16 protein-coding genes are annotated in these 17,349 nt (G+C 40.3%); 2 read left to right on the top strand and 14 right to left on the bottom strand.

The window, feature by feature from the left end; all coding sequences use genetic code 11:
• Positions 1-4: 4 nt before the first annotated feature.
• Positions 5-1,681: an AMP-binding protein gene (locus RTL34_RS07455; protein WP_312115856.1), complete on the top strand. Its 1,677-nt coding sequence runs from the start codon at positions 5-7 to the stop codon at positions 1,679-1,681.
• A 25-nt stretch (positions 1,682-1,706) separates the two neighbouring features.
• Here RTL34_RS07455 and RTL34_RS07450 read toward each other — a convergent pair whose 3' ends face one another.
• From RTL34_RS07450 to modA, 11 genes are all read right to left on the bottom strand, one after another.
• Entirely contained in the window at positions 1,707-4,082 is a 2,376-nt protein-coding gene (locus RTL34_RS07450) for an FdhF/YdeP family oxidoreductase (RefSeq protein ID WP_312115855.1), read from the bottom strand.
• Between the two features lie 134 nt (positions 4,083-4,216).
• Positions 4,217-4,450, bottom strand: coding sequence for a hypothetical protein (locus RTL34_RS07445; protein WP_312115853.1), 234 nt, complete (start codon positions 4,448-4,450; stop codon positions 4,217-4,219).
• 112 nt (positions 4,451-4,562) lie between these two features.
• Positions 4,563-5,054 (bottom strand): molybdenum cofactor biosynthesis protein MoaE, encoded by a 492-nt coding sequence (locus RTL34_RS07440; protein ID WP_203172317.1) that lies wholly within the window; start codon positions 5,052-5,054, stop codon positions 4,563-4,565.
• Positions 5,055-5,058: 4 nt separating this feature from the next.
• Positions 5,059-5,310, bottom strand: a complete 252-nt coding sequence (gene moaD / locus RTL34_RS07435; RefSeq protein WP_203172318.1) for a molybdopterin converting factor subunit 1 — start codon at positions 5,308-5,310, stop codon at positions 5,059-5,061.
• Entirely contained in the window at positions 5,297-5,794 is a 498-nt protein-coding gene (moaC, locus tag RTL34_RS07430; protein ID WP_312115850.1) for a cyclic pyranopterin monophosphate synthase MoaC, read from the bottom strand. Before moaC ends, moaD begins: the two co-directional genes overlap by 14 nt.
• Positions 5,791-6,441, bottom strand: coding sequence for a molybdenum cofactor guanylyltransferase (gene mobA, locus RTL34_RS07425; protein WP_203172320.1), 651 nt, complete (start codon positions 6,439-6,441; stop codon positions 5,791-5,793). The genes moaC and mobA overlap by 4 nt, the downstream gene beginning before the upstream one ends.
• Positions 6,434-6,964, bottom strand: coding sequence for a molybdenum cofactor biosynthesis protein B (gene moaB, locus RTL34_RS07420; RefSeq protein WP_203172321.1), 531 nt, complete (start codon positions 6,962-6,964; stop codon positions 6,434-6,436). Before moaB ends, mobA begins: the two co-directional genes overlap by 8 nt.
• A gap of 62 nt (positions 6,965-7,026) precedes the next feature.
• Positions 7,027-7,299 (bottom strand): MOSC domain-containing protein, encoded by a 273-nt coding sequence (locus RTL34_RS07415; protein ID WP_203172322.1) that lies wholly within the window; start codon positions 7,297-7,299, stop codon positions 7,027-7,029.
• 128 nt (positions 7,300-7,427) lie between these two features.
• The gene (locus RTL34_RS07410; protein ID WP_203172323.1) at positions 7,428-8,069 is read right to left on the bottom strand and encodes an ATP-binding cassette domain-containing protein; all 642 of its coding nucleotides are present in this window, start codon (positions 8,067-8,069) and stop codon (positions 7,428-7,430) included.
• A gap of 42 nt (positions 8,070-8,111) precedes the next feature.
• Positions 8,112-8,804 (bottom strand): molybdate ABC transporter permease subunit, encoded by a 693-nt coding sequence (gene modB / locus RTL34_RS07405; RefSeq protein ID WP_099808700.1) that lies wholly within the window; start codon positions 8,802-8,804, stop codon positions 8,112-8,114.
• Between the two features lie 14 nt (positions 8,805-8,818).
• On the bottom strand, positions 8,819-9,577 hold the full coding sequence (gene modA / locus RTL34_RS07400) for a molybdate ABC transporter substrate-binding protein (protein ID WP_203172324.1): 759 nt from the start codon (positions 9,575-9,577) through the stop codon (positions 8,819-8,821).
• 597 nt (positions 9,578-10,174) lie between these two features.
• Here modA and RTL34_RS07395 point away from each other — a divergent pair.
• Complete coding sequence (locus RTL34_RS07395; RefSeq protein WP_203172649.1) at positions 10,175-10,348, top strand: hypothetical protein; 174 nt, start codon at positions 10,175-10,177, stop codon at positions 10,346-10,348.
• 72 nt (positions 10,349-10,420) lie between these two features.
• Here the strand turns inward: RTL34_RS07395 and RTL34_RS07390 are convergent, their stop codons facing one another.
• The 3 genes from RTL34_RS07390 to RTL34_RS07380 are packed head-to-tail and all read right to left on the bottom strand — an operon-like array spanning position 10,421 to position 16,907.
• On the bottom strand, positions 10,421-13,792 hold the full coding sequence (locus RTL34_RS07390; RefSeq protein WP_312115843.1) for a tyrosine-type recombinase/integrase: 3,372 nt from the start codon (positions 13,790-13,792) through the stop codon (positions 10,421-10,423).
• 6 nt (positions 13,793-13,798) lie between these two features.
• Positions 13,799-16,384 carry a site-specific integrase gene (locus tag RTL34_RS07385; RefSeq protein WP_312115840.1) on the bottom strand — a complete coding sequence of 862 codons (2,586 nt, stop codon included), beginning with the start codon at positions 16,382-16,384 and terminating at the stop codon, positions 13,799-13,801.
• Positions 16,374-16,907 carry a hypothetical protein gene (locus RTL34_RS07380; RefSeq protein WP_312115838.1) on the bottom strand — a complete coding sequence of 178 codons (534 nt, stop codon included), beginning with the start codon at positions 16,905-16,907 and terminating at the stop codon, positions 16,374-16,376. Before RTL34_RS07380 ends, RTL34_RS07385 begins: the two co-directional genes overlap by 11 nt.
• Positions 16,908-17,349 lie beyond the last annotated feature (442 nt).

Below are 17,349 nucleotides of genomic sequence, written 5' to 3'. Positions count from 1 at the left end.
CAACATGGAAAATTTTTGGACAAAATTTTATGACCCTGCCACCGCCGCACACATTCCCGCTTTAACAGATCAATCGTTAATAGAATTTTTTGATGATCGTTTAACGGCCTTTGCCTCACGAGAATTCACCAGCAATATAGAGCGAGCGATCAGCTACAAAGAAGTGGATAACGTCGCACGCCTTGTCAGCCGCTGGCTACAATCCCAATCCTTGGGCCCAAATGCCAGTGTCGCTATCATGCTGCCTAACGTACAAGCGTATTTACCGGTCATGATAGGTGCGATTCGCTCAGGGTATGTTTTGACGCCGATTAATCCGCTACATACAGCTCGTGAATTAGAGTTTCAGTTGATTGATGCCAATACCGAAGTTATTTTTATTTTAGAAAATTTTGCTCACACTTTACAAAAAATCATTGATAAAACCCCAGTGAAAAAAGTCGTGATTATCCGTTTAGGGGACTTGTTAGGATTAAAGGGTAAAATAGTCGATATCGCTGTAAAATATGTCAAGAAAATGGTAGAGCCTTACCAAATTGACCAAAAGTATCAGCCATTACGATTGGGTCAAGTGATGAAAATCGCTAAATCCATGCCTTACCAACAGCCATCCAAATCACTTGATGATGTTGCCTTTATCCAATACACCGGCGGCACCACTGGCAGACCCAAAGGCATCTTGCTGACCCATCGAAATATTTTGACAGCAGTTGAACAATACTATCAGTGGTTTTTGCCGGTACTCAACCAACAAAAAAATGTCGAACAAGTATTCCATAGTATCCTAGCGTTGCCGCTATATCATATCTTTGCGTTTATCTTTTCCATGTTAGGCATGAAATCTGGCATGCGCATGACCTTGGTGACCAACCCTAAAGACATTGCCAGTTTTATCAAAATATTATCTGCTAAGCCGTTTCACATTCTTCCTGGGGTTAATACCTTGTTTCAGGCATTAGTTAACCACCCCGATTTTAAAAGTGTCGATACCCGTCAACTAAAATTATCAATCGCGGGCGGTATGGCAGCCACCCCCGCCACGGCCAAGGCTTGGCTTGAGCTTACAGGCTGCCCCTTAATAGAAGGATGGGGCATGTCCGAAACTATCGGTGCAGGCACGTGTAACCCCCTCACCAATCATGAGTACACTGGCGATATTGGCCTACCTTTACCGAGTATCGATATCAAAATCTGTGATGATGTGGGCAATGAAGTGGCGTTAGGCGAAGTAGGTGAAATCTGTATCAAAGGTGATAATGTGACTATAGGTTATCATAACATTGACAACACCGATTATTTCTTACCTGAAGGCCATTTAAAGACAGGCGACATTGGGATGATGATGCAAAACGGGCATATCAAATTAATGGATCGCAAAAAAGATATGCTGATCGTCAGTGGCTTTAATGTCTATCCAACCGAAATTGAAGCGGTGCTGTTAAATCACCCGAAAGTCCAAGAATGTGCCGTGATTGGCGTTGAAGATGCGCTTCAAGGACAATCGGTTAAAGCCTATATTGTCAAATCAGATGACAGTTTGACGATAGATGAGCTTAAAGCCTTTAGTCATGAGCAATTAACCGGGTATAAACGACCACGTCAATATACGTTTATTGAGCAATTACCCAAAACCGCGGTTGGCAAAATTCAAAAGACTCAATTACGACTGATTGATCAATAGGGTTTTTTAAGCAACCCTATGATTATTAAACACATTTTTTCAGCCTAACCGACACGGTTTTAAAGGCAGGCATGCCTGATTTTTTATCAAAATCTGTCATCGCAATTAGTGGATTGGCTTCAGGGTAGTACATGGCTAGATTGCCTTTAGGGATATCATACAAAATGACTTGAAAGCCTGTGACTTTTCGCTCAATACCATCGCCGTATTCACTTTGGATAGTCACCTTATCACCTGCTTTTAAATCCAATCTATCAGCATCATCAGCATTCATAAAAATTACTTGCCGCGTGTCAAAAACGTTGCGATAGCGGTCATCCAACCCATAAATGGTGGTATTGAATTGGTCATGAGAACGGATACTGGTTAGTGTTAATAAATCATCGGGCTGAGCCGTCAATTTATCTGCATAAATCTCGGTTAACGGTGTAAAGAAAAAGGTGGCTTTACCAGATTGGGTCTGCCATTCATAACGGTTGGCAGGATGCGGTAGATGAAAGCCTTGTTTGGTATAGACTTTTTGGTTAAAGTTATCAAAGCCTTCAATGGCTTTAGCAATGTCATTACGAATTCGGTCGTAATCTTCTACATACCAAGCCCAACGAATCGGGCTATGCCTAAGTGTAGCCGCAGCGATACTTGCGATAATCTCAGTTTCAGCGCGCAATTTATGTGAAACAGGCTGACGCGCTCCTTGTGACAACACCACATTACACATGGAATCTTCAATACTAATGTATTGGTTATTGTCGCCTTGCTTATCAATTTCAGTTCGTCCTAAACAAGGTAAAATAATGGCTTCTTTACCATGAATCAAGTGGCTACGATTGAGCTTGGTCTGTATCTGTACCGTTAACTCACAGCCGCGAATACCCGCTTCTGTACGTGCTTTATCGGGGGTTGCCACTGCAAAATTGCCCGCTAGGCTCATAAATACTTTAACCTTGCCTTGTTGCATGGCTTCAAGGGTCTCTACAACGTTATAGCCATGCGCTCTAGGGGACTTAATGCCAAAAACTTTGTCGATTTGATCAAGTAGCTTATCTGAAGGCTTGTCCCATACACCCATGGTACGGTTACCTTGAACATTACTATGCCCACGAATCGGCGCAAGTCCCGTCCCTGTCTTGCCAATATGCCCCATAACCAAGGCTAAATTTGCCAATATATGCACATTGTCCGTACCATGACGATGCTGGGTGATGCCCATACACCATGTTAAAATAGGACGTTTACTCTCTCGATAAAGCTGGGCTAGTTGCTCAATTTGCTGCGCGTCTAACCCTGTAATATGATAAATGGTTTGCCAATCGGTCGCCCTTACCCCTGCAATCATTTCATCAAAGCCTACGGTCTGGGCTTGAATAAAGTCATGATCAAAAATAGCGGCTTTACCGTTATCCCGTGCCTCGCGATCCCAATTATCTAAATGCTTGAGTATGCCCGTCATTAACGCATAGTCTGAGCCAATGTTTAGCTGGAAAAAATAGTGACTAAGTGGCGTGCTACCATTTGTCAGCATTTGGCTTGGGCGTTTTGGATCTTGAAAACGGGTAAGTCCCCGCTCTTTAAGCGGATTAATCACAATGATTTTGCCACCACGCTCAGCGACATTTGCCAATGTTTCTAGCATACGTGGGTGATTGGTACCTGGATTATGCCCGAAACTCCACACGCTGTCACAATGCTCAAAGTCATCCATTATGATGGTTGCTTTACCTAAGCCGATACTATCTTTTAACCCCACACTGCTTGCTTCATGGCACATATTGGAGCAATCTGGCATATTGTTCGTGCCATAGCATTTGGTAAATAACTGATACAAAAACGACGCTTCATTACTGGCTCGACCAGAGGTATAAAAGACAGCTTCATTCGGGTCATCCAATCGATTGAGATGACTGGCAATCAACTGATAAGCAGCTTCCCATTCGATGGGTTCGTACTTATCAGTCGCCGCATTGTACTGCATAGGCTCAGTCAAGCGTCCTTGGTTTTCCAAGAAATAATCACTTTGCGCGAGCAGTTCAGTGATGGTATATTTGGCAAAAAAATCAGCCGTCACGGTTTTTTTGGTGGTTTCAAATGCCGTTGCTTTAGCCCCATTTTCACAAAAATTAATGGGCTTTTTTTTGCCGTTTGGAAATGCACAACTTGGGCACTTAGTGCCAAATGGCTGATTTAGGTCTAATAATGTGATTGGCGCACGGGTCAATGCCTGCTGCTTTCGCATATTACCTTGCACGGCTATCAACGCACCCCACCCCCCAGATGGCGTAATAAGCGCATCAAGTTTATTATCGGTTTGGTTCAAATCGGTGGTATGAGTCAAACCATGAGGAAGATTGACATAGTCAAAAATTTGATTCGTCAACGTATGGAAGGGTTGCATTAATCGCATGGCGTTTTCCAAAATATTTGAGGAGAGATAAATTATCTTAAAATAAACATTTGAAGGATATAAAGTCATAAACTGTAGTAATTTATCTACAAAAATTTATTAATAGCTAAACATCTTTTAAATATTAACTCACGCTAAAACTTAACCAGCATTTTTAATCCCGCTAGCAATAACACCAATGACAATAGCTGATTAAGACTTGGGTCTGTAAGGCGTTTACTACCGTAACTTGCGCCGATAAATCCTCCGACCAATACCACGCCAAGCCAAACTGGCAATTCGCTGGGTAATTTCGCCCCTGTCGACAATACGCCAATTAAGCCTGAAATTGAATTGACCCAAATAAAGGCTGCCGCCACGCCCGCCACAACTTTTGGACTTGCCCATCAACACCGATAAATAAAGTAGCGCTGAGATGAAAAATAGTACACCCCATATGACAGCGGTCATGACGACAAGTCCTTATTTTTAATTATTACTTTATCCATTATTAGATAACCAAAGGCTTTCGCGACCGTTCGCATAAAACTCTTGCTTCCAGACAGGAATATCCGCTTTGATGGCATCAAGTAGCCAGCGGCAGGCATCAAATGCTGGGTAACGATGCGCCGATACCGCGCCAATCCATACCGCCATATCCCCGATACTTAAGTCGCCGATACGGTGAATCGCAACGATTTTTTCAATAGCAAACTGGGCATAGGCTTGCTCGACCAATTTTTTGCCTTCATTGAGTGCCAGTTTTTCATAACCATAGTAAGTCAGCTTGGTCACTGGGCGAGCGTTATTATGATTGCGCACCCAACCTTCAAACGTTGCTAACGCACCACAACCATCATTCATTAAGGCTTGTTTTAGCCGCTTGTCGTCAATGGGTTTATCAAGTAAAGCGAAACCTTGAGCAATGGCAAAGTGATAAGCATCATCTTCGCTTAATGCAATGGTGGATGAGCCTTGATGTAAATTTGCCATTGATTTAACCGCCTGCCACAGGGGGGACAAAAGCGACGGTATCGCCGTCATGAATGGTTGATTGCCAGTGAGTGATTTCATGGTTGATGGCCACCGCAAGTTTGTTGGTGGCAAGGTTAAAGCCATATTGGTTATGTAAATATTGGTAAAGCTCAGTCAACGTATCGCCATCAAAGCGGATGGTTTCTGCATCTTTGCCTGCTTGTTCGGCAAGGCTGGCAAAGTATAAAATTTCTAAGGTCTTAGTGCTTGGCATAATCGGATTTGCCCCCTGTTTTTTGTAATAACTTGATGTCGCTGATGGTGATGTCATGCGATAACGTCTTGGTCATGTCATAAATGGTGAGACAGGCCACTGATACGGCGGTGAGGGCTTCCATTTCCACGCCTGTTTTATGGGTGACTTTGACGGTGGCGGTGACGATGATTGCATGATTGCTGTCATCGTATTCAAAGCCGATTTTGACACCGTCTAGCGGTAGTTGGTGGCAAAGTGGAATCAGCTCGTGGGTACGTTTGGCGGCCATGACCCCTGCAATGTGGGCGGTCTGAGTGATTGAGCCTTTACGTGTCTGTCCGTCTGCGGTTTTAATGGCTTGGTAAGTGTCGGGCGGAAAAATCACTTTGCCAGTAGCAGCTGCGGTACGTTTGGTAATGGTTTTGTCAGCGACATCCACCATGGCAATGTCGCCGTTTGCGTCTAAATGCGTAAGGCTTGGATGCGTTAATTTTTGGGTCATTGATTACTCTTTGGTAATTGTTTTAAAGCTAAATTAAATTCATCTAAAGTATTAAAATTCGCCAAGTTTACCCAATCGTCCAGCAAAGCAACCGTTTTTAGCTCTTTATCGTTTAAAAACTGCATCACTGAGCGCTTGTCTTTGTCCAAGTAATCCCTTAATTGTGGCAACAAATCCGTGCGATATAGCCCTAGCAAGGGATAATCCCTTTCCCCTTTAACATACATCACATCGGCACAAGCCAAGTATTGCAACCGTTCAAATACCCAATCCGCCCCAAGCAAACTATCACAACTTACCACCAATAAATAACTGTCTTGAGCGGTTAAATGTTGCATTGCAGACGCGATTGCCGATAACGCCCCTGCACCTTTGCCAGTTTTATCTGATTGAACATAATCATCAATGATTGTCACATCATTGTCTTGGGAGAAATTATCTTGAAAGAAATTGTCTTGGTAAAAATTGTCTTGGTAAAAATTTTTACCATTGTCAGCGACCATCACAGGCACATTCAAATTTTTGGCATGGCGAATATGAAAATCAATTAATCGCTCGCCATTTGGTAATTTTAATAATGCTTTGGGCGAACCCATGCGACTAGACTCACCCCCTGCCAAAACCACAATCCCTACCAAATCAATCATGGGATGGATTTTCACGCATCAAGTGCGGCACAAAATTGCATGGACGGGTGCGATTATCTAATTGCGCTTTGATAATGCCTTCCCACCCTGTTCGACATGCCCCTGATGAACCCGGTAAACAAAAAATCACGGTGTTATTGGCCATGCCAGCCACCGCACGAGATTGCAGGGTCGACATACCAATTTCATCTTTGGATAACGCTCGGAACATTTCACCAAACCCTTGTACGTCTTTATCAAATAAAGGCATAAGCGCCTCAGGGATTTGATCACGAATATAAAACCCCGTACCGCCTGTGGTGATGATGGCATGCACATCTGGGTCAGCAATCCACTGACTGACTTTGGCACGGATTTGATAAATATCATCAGTGGTCAAAGCACGCTCAGCAAGCTTATGGCCTGCTTGTGTCAAACTATCGACAAGGTATTGACCTGAGGTATCTTGCGCTAGGGTGCGAGTGTCCGACACGGTCAAGACAGCAATGTTGAGTGCTATAAAAGGCTTTTCGGGTTTACTCATTGGGTTTTCCTTATTTTCTATAGGTTTTCTATAGATTTTCTATAGGCAATTTGACTATTACTCTATCTCATACGTTTTTTATACAATTTTTCTTGCCAATTCACATCCAGACAATCAATTGCTGTCCATTGATTGACAATAGCCATCGAGATAGGTTGTTTTTGATTGGCAAGTTGCCAAAGTGTGGCTAAATCGGCAAATGGATAGGGTCGCTCAACCAAGTAGACTGGTAGCCCAACGGATAAATTACCATCTTGTACCACTTGCAAATACCACCCTGCCATGCCTTGATGGTGAATGCAATTTACTAAGGTATCAAAAAAAATACTAGTCATAATTAGGGATCAGCACAGAATGCGGAGAAAATAGTACGCTAAGGAAATTAGTCGAGTATTTTTAAAATTGATAATGGGTGAAATGTCTATAAAACGACCGTACTGTGCGCATTGTGCCGAACCTTTCTTTATAAAAAATAAATCTCATCAGTCAGTGCCGATATTTCGTCTTTATCATGGCTAACATACAGAATAGGAATTTGCGTAGTAGTGATGATTTGTTGAAAAAACGGCAAAATCTCTTGCTTATGAATACTATCTAAGGCGGATAACGGCTCATCAAGAAGCAGTAATTGCGGAGAATATAGCAAAGCCCGCCCCAAAGCTACTCGCTGTTTTTCACCACCTGATAGCTTGGTTGGCATTCGATGAGTCAAATGCTCAAGTTTTAACAAGTCGATAATTTCATCAATTTGAAACCGCCGATTTTCTGGTGAGATATTACGATAGCCGAACAATAAATTTTCCATGACAGATTTGTGGGGAAAAATTTGAGCATCTTGGAACACCAAACCCACTCGTCGTTGCTGAGTCGATAGATTGATTTTCTTTTGGCTGTCAAACCATGTCTGACCATTGATGATGATTTTACCCTGTTTGGGTGTATTAATTCCCGCGATACTGTGCAAAATACTGGTTTTACCCGAACCCGACACACCAAATAATCCCATAACTTGCTTGGTTGATTGTAGGTTTGCTAACAACTGAAATTTACCCAAGCTTAGTAAAAAATCACAATCAAAAACAAGCGGTTGGGTAATATTTGTCATAATAATATTCGTTTAAGGTAGAATTTATTGTAAGGTGAAAAGCTAAGCCAGTTTGCGTTTCCTATAACGCCCATACCATTGCGACAACCACAATGCCATAAATGCAATACCAACCGATAAGACCAACAAGCGCATAATTTGGGAATCACTATCAGGCTGTTGTAATAGACTGTAAATAGCAAGCGGTAGTGTCCGAGTTTCGCCCTCAATATTACCGACAAAAGTAATGGTCGCCCCAAATTCCCCCAAACTGCGACAAAACGATAAAATAGCCCCGATCACAATCCCCGCACCCGACAGCGGTAAGGTCACTTGGAAAAACGTCCGCAAACGACTTGCACCCAGTGTCATGGCAGTTATTTCTAGGCGTTTATCGACCAACTCAATTGCCAAACGAACTGACTGTACCATGAGTGGAAAACCCATAACTGCCGATGCCAAGACCGCACCTTTCCAGTTAAAAGCAAGCTCAAAACCCATTCTTGTTAGGTATTTGCCAATTAAGCCTTCATTGCCAAATAGCACAAGCAAGATATACCCTGGTACAACTGGCGGCAATACAAGCGGTAAAAATACCAAAGTTTCAAATAACGATTTACCCCAAAAATCCTTACGAGCGAGCAACCACCCCATGCCAATGGCAGGGACAAGGTTAATCAGCAGGCTAAAACTTGCCACTTGGCAAGATAGCTTAATCACTTCAATTTCTTCTGGCGTCAAATTGGGGGCTAACATAGTTATTTGATTGCTTATTGCAGCCCATTAAAGCCATATTTTTTATAAATCGCTTTGGCAGGAGCAGATTGTAAGAACTGGTAATAGCGCTGTGCCTCCGCGTTTTTCTTAACCATAGCAATAGGATAAACAATCGGTGTATGCGTAGTCAGTGGGAACACACCAATAATTTGTACATTTTTGGCCACCGCTGCATCGGTTGCATACACGACACCAAGCTGACATTCCCCACGATTAACAAAGTTTAACGCCGCACGTACGTCTTCGGTTTCAACGAGACGTGGTTTGAGCGTATCCCACCAGCCAAGATTGGTCATGGCTTGTTTCGCATATTTGCCGACTGGTACACTTGAGGTATTACCTGTACACCATTTGCCCGTGAATGCTCCACCCATATTAAAGGATTTTTCCATTCTAATTGGTGTGGTAATAGGTTTTGATTTTGGTGTGATTAAAACCAAACGGTTGCCTAAAATATTTTTGTAAGTGCCACCGATGATTTTATTTTTTTTGCTTAAATAATCCATCCAAGCGGTATCTGCTGAGATAAATATATCTGCCCCTGCCCCTTGTTCGATTTGTTTGGCAAGGGTTGAGGAGGCAGCATAAGAGGTTTTTACTTTGGTTTTGTATTGTTCTGTATAGAGTTTATTGATATCGTTAATGGCATTGGTCATGCTGGCAGCAGCATAAATAGTGATATCAGCATTGGCGATTTGGTTAACACCAATGGCAAGGGCTGCTAAAACCAGGGTTTTTGCGACAAATTTCATGCGATTTTCCTCTCTTATATCCAATATTAATCTTTTTTTACACCCAAGATAATGTGCGATGATTTAATTAAAACAATACTTGGTATGCTTGCAGCCAAACAAATAGTAATAATACCGAGTAAGGATTTTAAGTTTTTCATTATTCATCCTAAATCTTTAATTAAATTTCCGATTAATTTGATACAACAAACATATAGCTAATATAATAAATCTTGGCTTATAAATCATGGATATCAAAATGAAAAATTTTTTAATTTGTAGTTTGAGTGTTTTATTTGCATGTAATGCCTTTGCTGACTCGTACTGGAATCATAATGGTTCAATTATGCGTTTAAGTAGCAGTGGCAATCATAGAATATTCTCATATGAAATTCCATCAAATAAAATGCTTAAAACAGGCGTTTCAAAAGGTATAATACTCCCAGAAAACTAGACCAAAAAATCGTAGTAAATAACTGAAGTTACGCAAAAGGCTATTTTTTAAAATTTTGACCACAAGATATTGTACTTTTAAGTGATTTAGAACCACAAAATACTATTGGTCTGCGTAACTTCAGTAAATAAGATAGAATAACCTTTAGAAAAGAGGTCTATCTAATGACAAAAGTTCGTAAGCGTCATAATGCTGAATTTAAAAGTAAAGTTGCCTTTGAAGCAATTAAAGAGCAAAAGGCTGATGCTAACAATCTATTGTTAACTGCAACGGTTATGAATACCCTACAGCTTGAAGACTGGCTAGTAAGTATGTCGCATATGTCAGAAGTTATTTAGCCAAAACCACTACGGGAAAATGTTATCGAAAGGCTTAAAAATGCGTTAGCTTATTATCAATGAGTGTTAGCGTTAGTTAGTATCCGTACTAAACAAAAACAGGTAATGCACGGTAAACCGCAACAGTGACGAAAACTGCCAAGTCGAATTATTGCCAACGGATTGCTTACGGGCAATCCCGATTTCATAATCAAAAGATGTTTTACTTGGAACAAGATGGAATTTAGGTTCTTCATTTTGCTCGTGATAGCTCTGAAGTAGCGTGGTTAACTTACTATAAATCACACTATCGGATTTTTGATACTTGATAAGCCATTTCTCAGCGGGCAGTAATGTTAAGGCAATGGGTAAAAATTCAACCAATTCTGCATAAGACAGTGGTAAGGCAGGCTGTCTGGTGCTGAGTTTTTGAATTCCCATTGTCAGTAACTTTTGATAGCCTAAATCCTTCTGGGTAACCAATTGACGCAAATTTAGCATCAGTGCTTGGCGCAACTTTTTTTCATCATCGTGAAAAACCGCTATTGGTGATAATTGGTTTGGCTCAATAGTAAAACGCGGTTGTTTTTTTCTTGTTTTTAAATTTGCTATTATTTTTGCTCTAGCTATTAGATGTTGAGCAATACCATCATCAATAGAACTTTGCTGGATAATTTGGCTAAAGTTTGCATCCAAATCTTGCTTATAAATCACATCGGCTTTGGCAAGTAAAGTTAATACCTGATTGACGCTATATTGATGAAAAGCAAAGGTCAAAAAGTCTTGATTCGCGAGATCGTCTTTTTCATCAAACATTGAACCCAACATGGGCAATGGTTGTTGCTCCCCTACTCGCTGCCAACTATCTTTGATAGCTTTTCGCTTGTCCAATATTAAACGATTGAGCAAAGGTTGCAGAGTTTTTAAATTCACACTATCACCCTCAAATTGATAGCCATTTTTGCCCAGTTTACGCCTATCAAAACCTGTGATGTTTTTGAAAGTGGCTAAAGGAATGATAATATCTGCTTGCGTGATTTTATCTGTCGCCATCAACATAGCCGTATGAATATAATACTGAAAAGTGCGTTGTGGGCTGATATGCGCAACAAAACTGGCAATCGCGTGCCACTTGTCTTGAGCATCATGGACACCTAATAATTCGCTATGCAGACGTTGTCGTTGTTCATCTGTCTGCTGCGTTAATAATCTAGCGAGCGTTGGGGTGGCATTAAGTGATAATGCCAAATTGGTGGCGGTGCAATGTCGTAATCCGTGAAGCGTAATTTCTTGCGTTGCCCCAATGTCTGCCAACACTTGCTCTAGCAGATTGTTGGGTAAAGAATCGCCAATGCCTTGTATGCTATCAGCAAAAACAAAAATTAACTGATTCAATTTATCGGGTTTACTCAGCTTAAAAAAATCACTCACAAAATTGAGTTCATCTTGGGTCAAAACCGCAAAAATCGGCACCCGCCGAATTGAACCCTCAGTTTTGATAGAGCGATGTTCATTGGGACGAATCAGCAACGAAGGATGCGGCGAAGATAACAGTTCTATATCTGAGAATTTTAGCCCAAGCAGTTCCTTTTTTCGCATACCTGTTCTGAAAGCGAGAATATAAAACACCCGAACCATCATGCCATCAAGTCCTTGGGTATTCAGGGTCAATTGCTCTAAGAAAGCCAAATACTGGTGGACTGAGAGCAGTTGAGCTCTTACCTTTAGCTTACTCTCTGCTTGTTCAATGGTGACTTTTGTGAGCCCAAAATTTGTTTCAGCAAAGTTATGTAAGCTCTGTAATCGCCGAGCAGCATAGGTGATATCTTGGTTACCTAATATACTTTTTTTATAATCGAGCATTTCATCATACGTTTCAGTAAAGTCTTCATCCGTCCAGCTATCAATGGGCTGAAAATTGGTAAAATAAATCCATTCATAGCCGATGGTGCTTAGGTATTGTAGAATTGACTGATAATTGGCAGATTGCCGCTTTACAAAATCAGCAATCCACGCGATCAAAATTCGTTCACTTAAACTGATGCCAACATGATGCAGTGATTGTAAGCGGTATAAAATATATTCTTCTTTTGTTGGTTTTTTATTGAGTGTTTCGATAAACTGGGGACGATATTTTTTATCCATAACTTTATCGAAAATATTGTGAATATCTTTGACCAAGTCTGATCGTCTCACCTTTTCTTTATAACCTGCCTTTGTAGCATCAAGCGACTTTGTGCTTTGAATATCAAGCTTGGCTAGTATCATCAAATCGTAATTGGCATCCAATTTTTTCGACGCTGGATTAGCAGATAACAAGTTTTCAAAATCAGCCTTTATCAGTCCCGTGGTACGATGTCTTCCTTGCATAACACCCACCAAGGCTTGGTCAATATCAACGCCGTCAAGCATTTCCCAATGATAACAGGCATTTTTTAAGAGCCAACTAAGCGTGATTTTTTTAAGACCTAATTGATTGGTGATAGGCGTAAGACCTGTTAATAACAACTCATTGACATTAATGGCTTTAGGATATGTCTGACCACTTTGTTTATAACGATATAGCCAACACAGACTCATCGCATCAAGCATAATTTGCTGGGTGTTAAATAGCGTTTCATTCTCAAATTCATTACCGTAGTGTTTTGAAGGGTAACGTATGCTCAATAACAATCGATAATCATCAAACACTAAGAAATCATCAATTTTTTGACAAGCTTTTAGCAAGCTAGTCAGCCAAGCTTGCAGCAGCGTGGCATCATTAATGCCGCCGTAGATAATGCCACTAAAAATCAGCCAACTTAAGCTTTCTTCTGTTGAAAAATCATCATGTGTCTGCCAATGGTGATGGACAGCTTTAATGATTTTGCGCAGCTGCTTGCCATTGGTGACATAACTATCAGTATAGCTAAGGGGATTTTCCTTGGGCTCAACGTCAATCGGTGGCGATGGCACCCGATAATGATATTCTTCAATAATCTGGGTATTTTGATAAGTGATAAACTGGGTTAAATGGCGATGTGCCGACAGATAAGTTTTTTTATTATCATTGTAATACTGATTGATAAAGCCTTGCGCAGACAGTAAGAATTGCTCAAAGCCTAATTTTGAGATAGGAATAGCGATACGCCATAGGCGGGTAAAATCTTTGCTAAACTGTCGATTAAGTGAATGATAGGTAGCAAAGCATGGATTAGGACAAGGATGAAAAATTTGTTTGGCAAAAAAACGATTGACGTATTTATCTGCCTTGGCCCATTTTCGATGCCCTGCGTTATCTTGCTGTTGTTGTCGCCATAGCGATGAGAGTTTGAGAAATAACACTGATTTTCTATGTTGCCGAAGGGCAAAGTAAGTTAGTGGTTGGCTTGAGAATTTACTTGTAGCAGCTTGATTACGATTTGTGTCACTATGATTGACAGGCGCAAAATCCGCAATGAGTTGCTTGGGAAATTTTAAAATCATGGTAAGTTATTTTTCTTTTAATTGATGAAGTTGCTGTTCAAGAAAGTGAATACTGTTATCTAATGCCAAGTCTGTAGCGATATGTTCAAAGGTATGGCGAACATCATGGACTTGTTTTTTTGAGGTTGAAGAAAATTTACCAAGGGCTTCTTGTTGGTTTTTCTCATGCCCTATCACGGTGTTTATCAGATGTATCGACACTTGCCGTTTTTCTAATTGAGTGCGAACAAAATGCCGTGTCCAGTAAACATCAAGCTTAATAAAATCCTGTAAAAATGCATTCATATCGCCCCGTTTGATGGCGTGTAATTTATCAAATTTTTCGGAGAGTAAATTGAGCAAGGTAATATCGGCATCGTCAAACGTGACTCGATGTAATCTTGCTGTGATAGCAGGGTTATCAAGGGATTGGGTGCGTAAAATAGCAAGGATTTTTTGGTAGATGACCAAATGGTTAATTAGCGTGTCGCATAAAGGTATCAAGCGGTGATTTTGCACTTTCTTATTGGGTTTATCTTTTACCATTATCCAGCCAACTTCCAAATCGATATCTCTCACCGCACCCAGTGCATTGTTAGGACGAATGCCTGTCAATACACAAAACACCAGCCAGACATAGCAGCTTAATCGATTAAATAGTGGCTCAAAATCATTGGTACTAGCAATCCAATTTTGTACTTCTTCAAGCAATGATTTCACGCTGTCTAACGTTAATGCAAATGCTGAACCGACATTTGCATCGGTTCGCCGATTAGAATAGTCAAACACTAAATGATTCTGCGTATTAAGCTGCTGTAGTGCTTTAATGTAGTGTTTGACGATTTCACTGTTAGCATGACTGCTATAGTACATAGCAGGTGCGTCAGGGGCGGGCATACGGCAAACTAGTTCGGCAATATGTCCATGACTACCAGCCAAATACCTTGTCAATAGGGTCGCCAGTGCCATCTCAATGCGGTTAATGGATAAGTACGGCAGTTCGAGTGATTCCCGTAACACCTTTAAATAGTCAGCAATTTCATTAATTTTGTTTTGGCTAATATCCGCTTCGATATTTGGCAAGTTGTCAGAATTGGCTAAATGATGTACCAATGCGACAGGCAATGGCAAACTGACTTTATCGCTATTATTTTCAAAAACTAAATGGGACTGTTCAATTTTTCTGGGCGTAATACCCAGATGGTAGCTAAGTGTCACTTGGGTTTTCTGGATGATAAATAAAGAACTGGTCGCTATAAATAATGGCTGAATCAACGTTTTAATAGGCATTGCCGTAATAAAACTCAGTAATAACAATTTAGCGGCATTTTTATGAGCCACTGATAAATCTCTCGCTTGATTAACTAACGCATCAAAAGCCAGGCGGTTAAACAAGACTTGATATCCCCACTGTGATAAAGCATGTGTGTCCGTATTAAAACGAAAATCTCGCCGAGAAATATACAGTTGCTGTAAGGTCAACTCAACCGATTGCAGTGGCGGATTATGAGCAATACTGGCACTAGGACGATCTTGATAAGTTAAAAACTGCTGAGCATTTTCGACAGCTTCTTCAAATGTAATATTGGTTTGGGCATTACTGTCAATGTTAGGTAGTAAAAATTGTGTCTGTATATCAGGGGTAGTGTTTTCTAAATCTCGGTCAAATGGTGGCTTATCCCAACGATAATCATAGCTCAAAGGTAGTTGAAAAATAGGTTCTACGACTACTTGAGAAGATTGTGACGGCGTGCTGTTCCTATCTCTGAGTGCTTGAAATTCTTTGATGGCTTGCTGCTGATTTTGCTCATGTTGCTCATCATCACGCTCAATTTTAGCTCTTTGCCGTTTACCCTTATAAAAGCTTAATTGAATGGCTTTGGCAATGTAATGCAATTGACGAGAACGTTTTTCTCCAACTTTAGCATCATTGAGAATTAACATTTGATGAAGATAGTTATCAGCTGTTTGCTTTAGTCGTGAAGTGAATTCCTCAATGGCGGAGCTTGTATTCTCAAAGTCAATTTTATCCAGAGGTTCGGATTGTAGTACCTGCCAAATCCACTGATAATTCGGTGAGTTGGAGAAAATCGCCAATTTGATACGCAAAATAATGGTTCTATAATAACTCTTCAAACCTACGATTTTGAGCCGAACAGCAATAAGCAAAATCAGTAGCAACCATTGTTTTTTTAGCTGATTTTTTTTGGTTGTTTCTCCCAATCTCAAATAGTGCAGCAAAACTATCAGTTGTAATAAAGGCGGATAAGCATCTAGTTGTTTCTTTTGAAAGCCTTCAAAGGTTGACTGAAACACAGGCAACTCTGATAGTAATGGCTCATCAATAAGCTTTGATAGATCAATGTGTTCAATGGTGACATAGTTGTTTAGCTCAATAACCAATTTAACCAAACTAGACTGCAAATTAGCAAGGATATCGTCATCTGGAAAATGATTACTTTTATTAATTGATTTTTCTTCGCTAAACAGCATTTCAATTGCTGTGATGATTTGGTCAGCCTTGATAGCTATCAAACCGTCTTGGTTTTCGATAGCATTGTTGGGGTTAGCTCCGATGCCAATTGAGGTTGTGATATCATCATTATTTGGCATCACTTTTTTCCTTGCCGTTATAAGCGGTGGCAATTGACATACCTAACAGCGGATAAAATTTGCTTTGGGTAAGCTTAGGACGACCAACAATTGATTGCCACTGTTCTTTGGTTAATAGAGATGCAATCTGCCGTCTAAGTCGTTCAAGTTCATCATCAAAATTGAGCAATTTTTTCTGCCGAGCGATAAGTTCGATGGTTTCAAAAAAGATCATCCCTGCATCTAGCTGCTCATCATCAAGAGTTAAAACAGTTAATGGACGAACCAGCTGCGAGCTAGCAAAGTTATTGTTCAAAATAGCGAATAAGACAGTGAAGTTATTCAAAAAAAGATTTTGCTCCGCCGATTTTTGTAAAAATATTGGCTGGTGAATGGCGCGACTAATTTCTAGCTCTAATTGAGTCTCTGCTATTGTTTGAAAAATTTGGCGTTGAATGTCATACCATTGCTTTAGTTCGTCTGCATGGCTCGAAGTTAGTTTTTGTAAATGAATCAATGTCGGATTTGATAGTTTAATAGTCATAGTCTTGTTAGATTAAAAAATTTTTAAAAAAATATTTTAGTTGATTCTAACAAAGTATAAGATTTTGAGAATAAGTGGGGGTAAACTTTGCGACATTATATGTCGTTTTGTTTCTCCCTATTTGATTGATAAGCTAGACTGAAAATCATTTTTTAAAAAAGCAGACTTCGTTGGGTTCACTTAAAAAAGTTGAAACAATGACTTAATTTTTAAGATAAAAAAATACCGCCTAATTAGGCGATATTTTTGTAGAGCATATTTAAAATGGACAATCATCATCTTCTATATTTACTAAAAAACTGTGTAAATTGATCACACCCCTTTGCTTAAATATTTTGCAGTCGTCACACTGCCAGCTCATAAAATCATTTGGATTAGGTAGTTTACATGGATTATTTAACTCATACATTTTCCCGCATGTGTCACAACGGATATAAGAATC

The organism is Moraxella sp. CTOTU47915 (assembly GCF_031986685.1).
In the GTDB taxonomy this organism is placed as follows: Bacteria; Pseudomonadota; Gammaproteobacteria; order Pseudomonadales; family Moraxellaceae; genus Faucicola; species Faucicola tetraodonis.
The sequence above is the reverse complement of the archived record's forward strand: the minus strand, read 5'-3'. Positions and strand labels throughout refer to the sequence as shown.

Excerpts from the sequence above, each read along its gene's own strand:
- RTL34_RS07450 (WP_312115855.1), bottom strand. The coding sequence starts at position 4,082 with ATGCGATTAATGCAACCCTTCCATACGTTGACGAATCAAATTTTTGAC.
- moaC (WP_312115850.1), bottom strand. The coding sequence starts at position 5,794 with ATGACCCAAAAATTAACGCATCCAAGCCTTACGCATTTAGACGCAAAC.
- RTL34_RS07380 (WP_312115838.1), bottom strand. The coding sequence starts at position 16,907 with ATGACTATTAAACTATCAAATCCGACATTGATTCATTTACAAAAACTA.
- moaB (WP_203172321.1), bottom strand. The coding sequence starts at position 6,964 with ATGAGTAAACCCGAAAAGCCTTTTATAGCACTCAACATTGCTGTCTTG.
- RTL34_RS07440 (WP_203172317.1), bottom strand. The coding sequence starts at position 5,054 with ATGGCAAATTTACATCAAGGCTCATCCACCATTGCATTAAGCGAAGAT.
- RTL34_RS07415 (WP_203172322.1), bottom strand. The coding sequence starts at position 7,299 with ATGACTAGTATTTTTTTTGATACCTTAGTAAATTGCATTCACCATCAA.
- mobA (WP_203172320.1), bottom strand. The coding sequence starts at position 6,441 with ATGATTGATTTGGTAGGGATTGTGGTTTTGGCAGGGGGTGAGTCTAGT.
- modB (WP_099808700.1), bottom strand. The coding sequence starts at position 8,804 with ATGTTAGCCCCCAATTTGACGCCAGAAGAAATTGAAGTGATTAAGCTA.
- RTL34_RS07455 (WP_312115856.1), top strand. The coding sequence starts at position 5 with ATGGAAAATTTTTGGACAAAATTTTATGACCCTGCCACCGCCGCACAC.
- moaD (WP_203172318.1), bottom strand. The coding sequence starts at position 5,310 with ATGCCAAGCACTAAGACCTTAGAAATTTTATACTTTGCCAGCCTTGCC.
- RTL34_RS07395 (WP_203172649.1), top strand. The coding sequence starts at position 10,175 with ATGACAAAAGTTCGTAAGCGTCATAATGCTGAATTTAAAAGTAAAGTT.
- modA (WP_203172324.1), bottom strand. The coding sequence starts at position 9,577 with ATGAAATTTGTCGCAAAAACCCTGGTTTTAGCAGCCCTTGCCATTGGT.
- RTL34_RS07410 (WP_203172323.1), bottom strand. The coding sequence starts at position 8,069 with ATGACAAATATTACCCAACCGCTTGTTTTTGATTGTGATTTTTTACTA.
- RTL34_RS07390 (WP_312115843.1), bottom strand. The coding sequence starts at position 13,792 with ATGATTTTAAAATTTCCCAAGCAACTCATTGCGGATTTTGCGCCTGTC.
- RTL34_RS07385 (WP_312115840.1), bottom strand. The coding sequence starts at position 16,384 with ATGCCAAATAATGATGATATCACAACCTCAATTGGCATCGGAGCTAAC.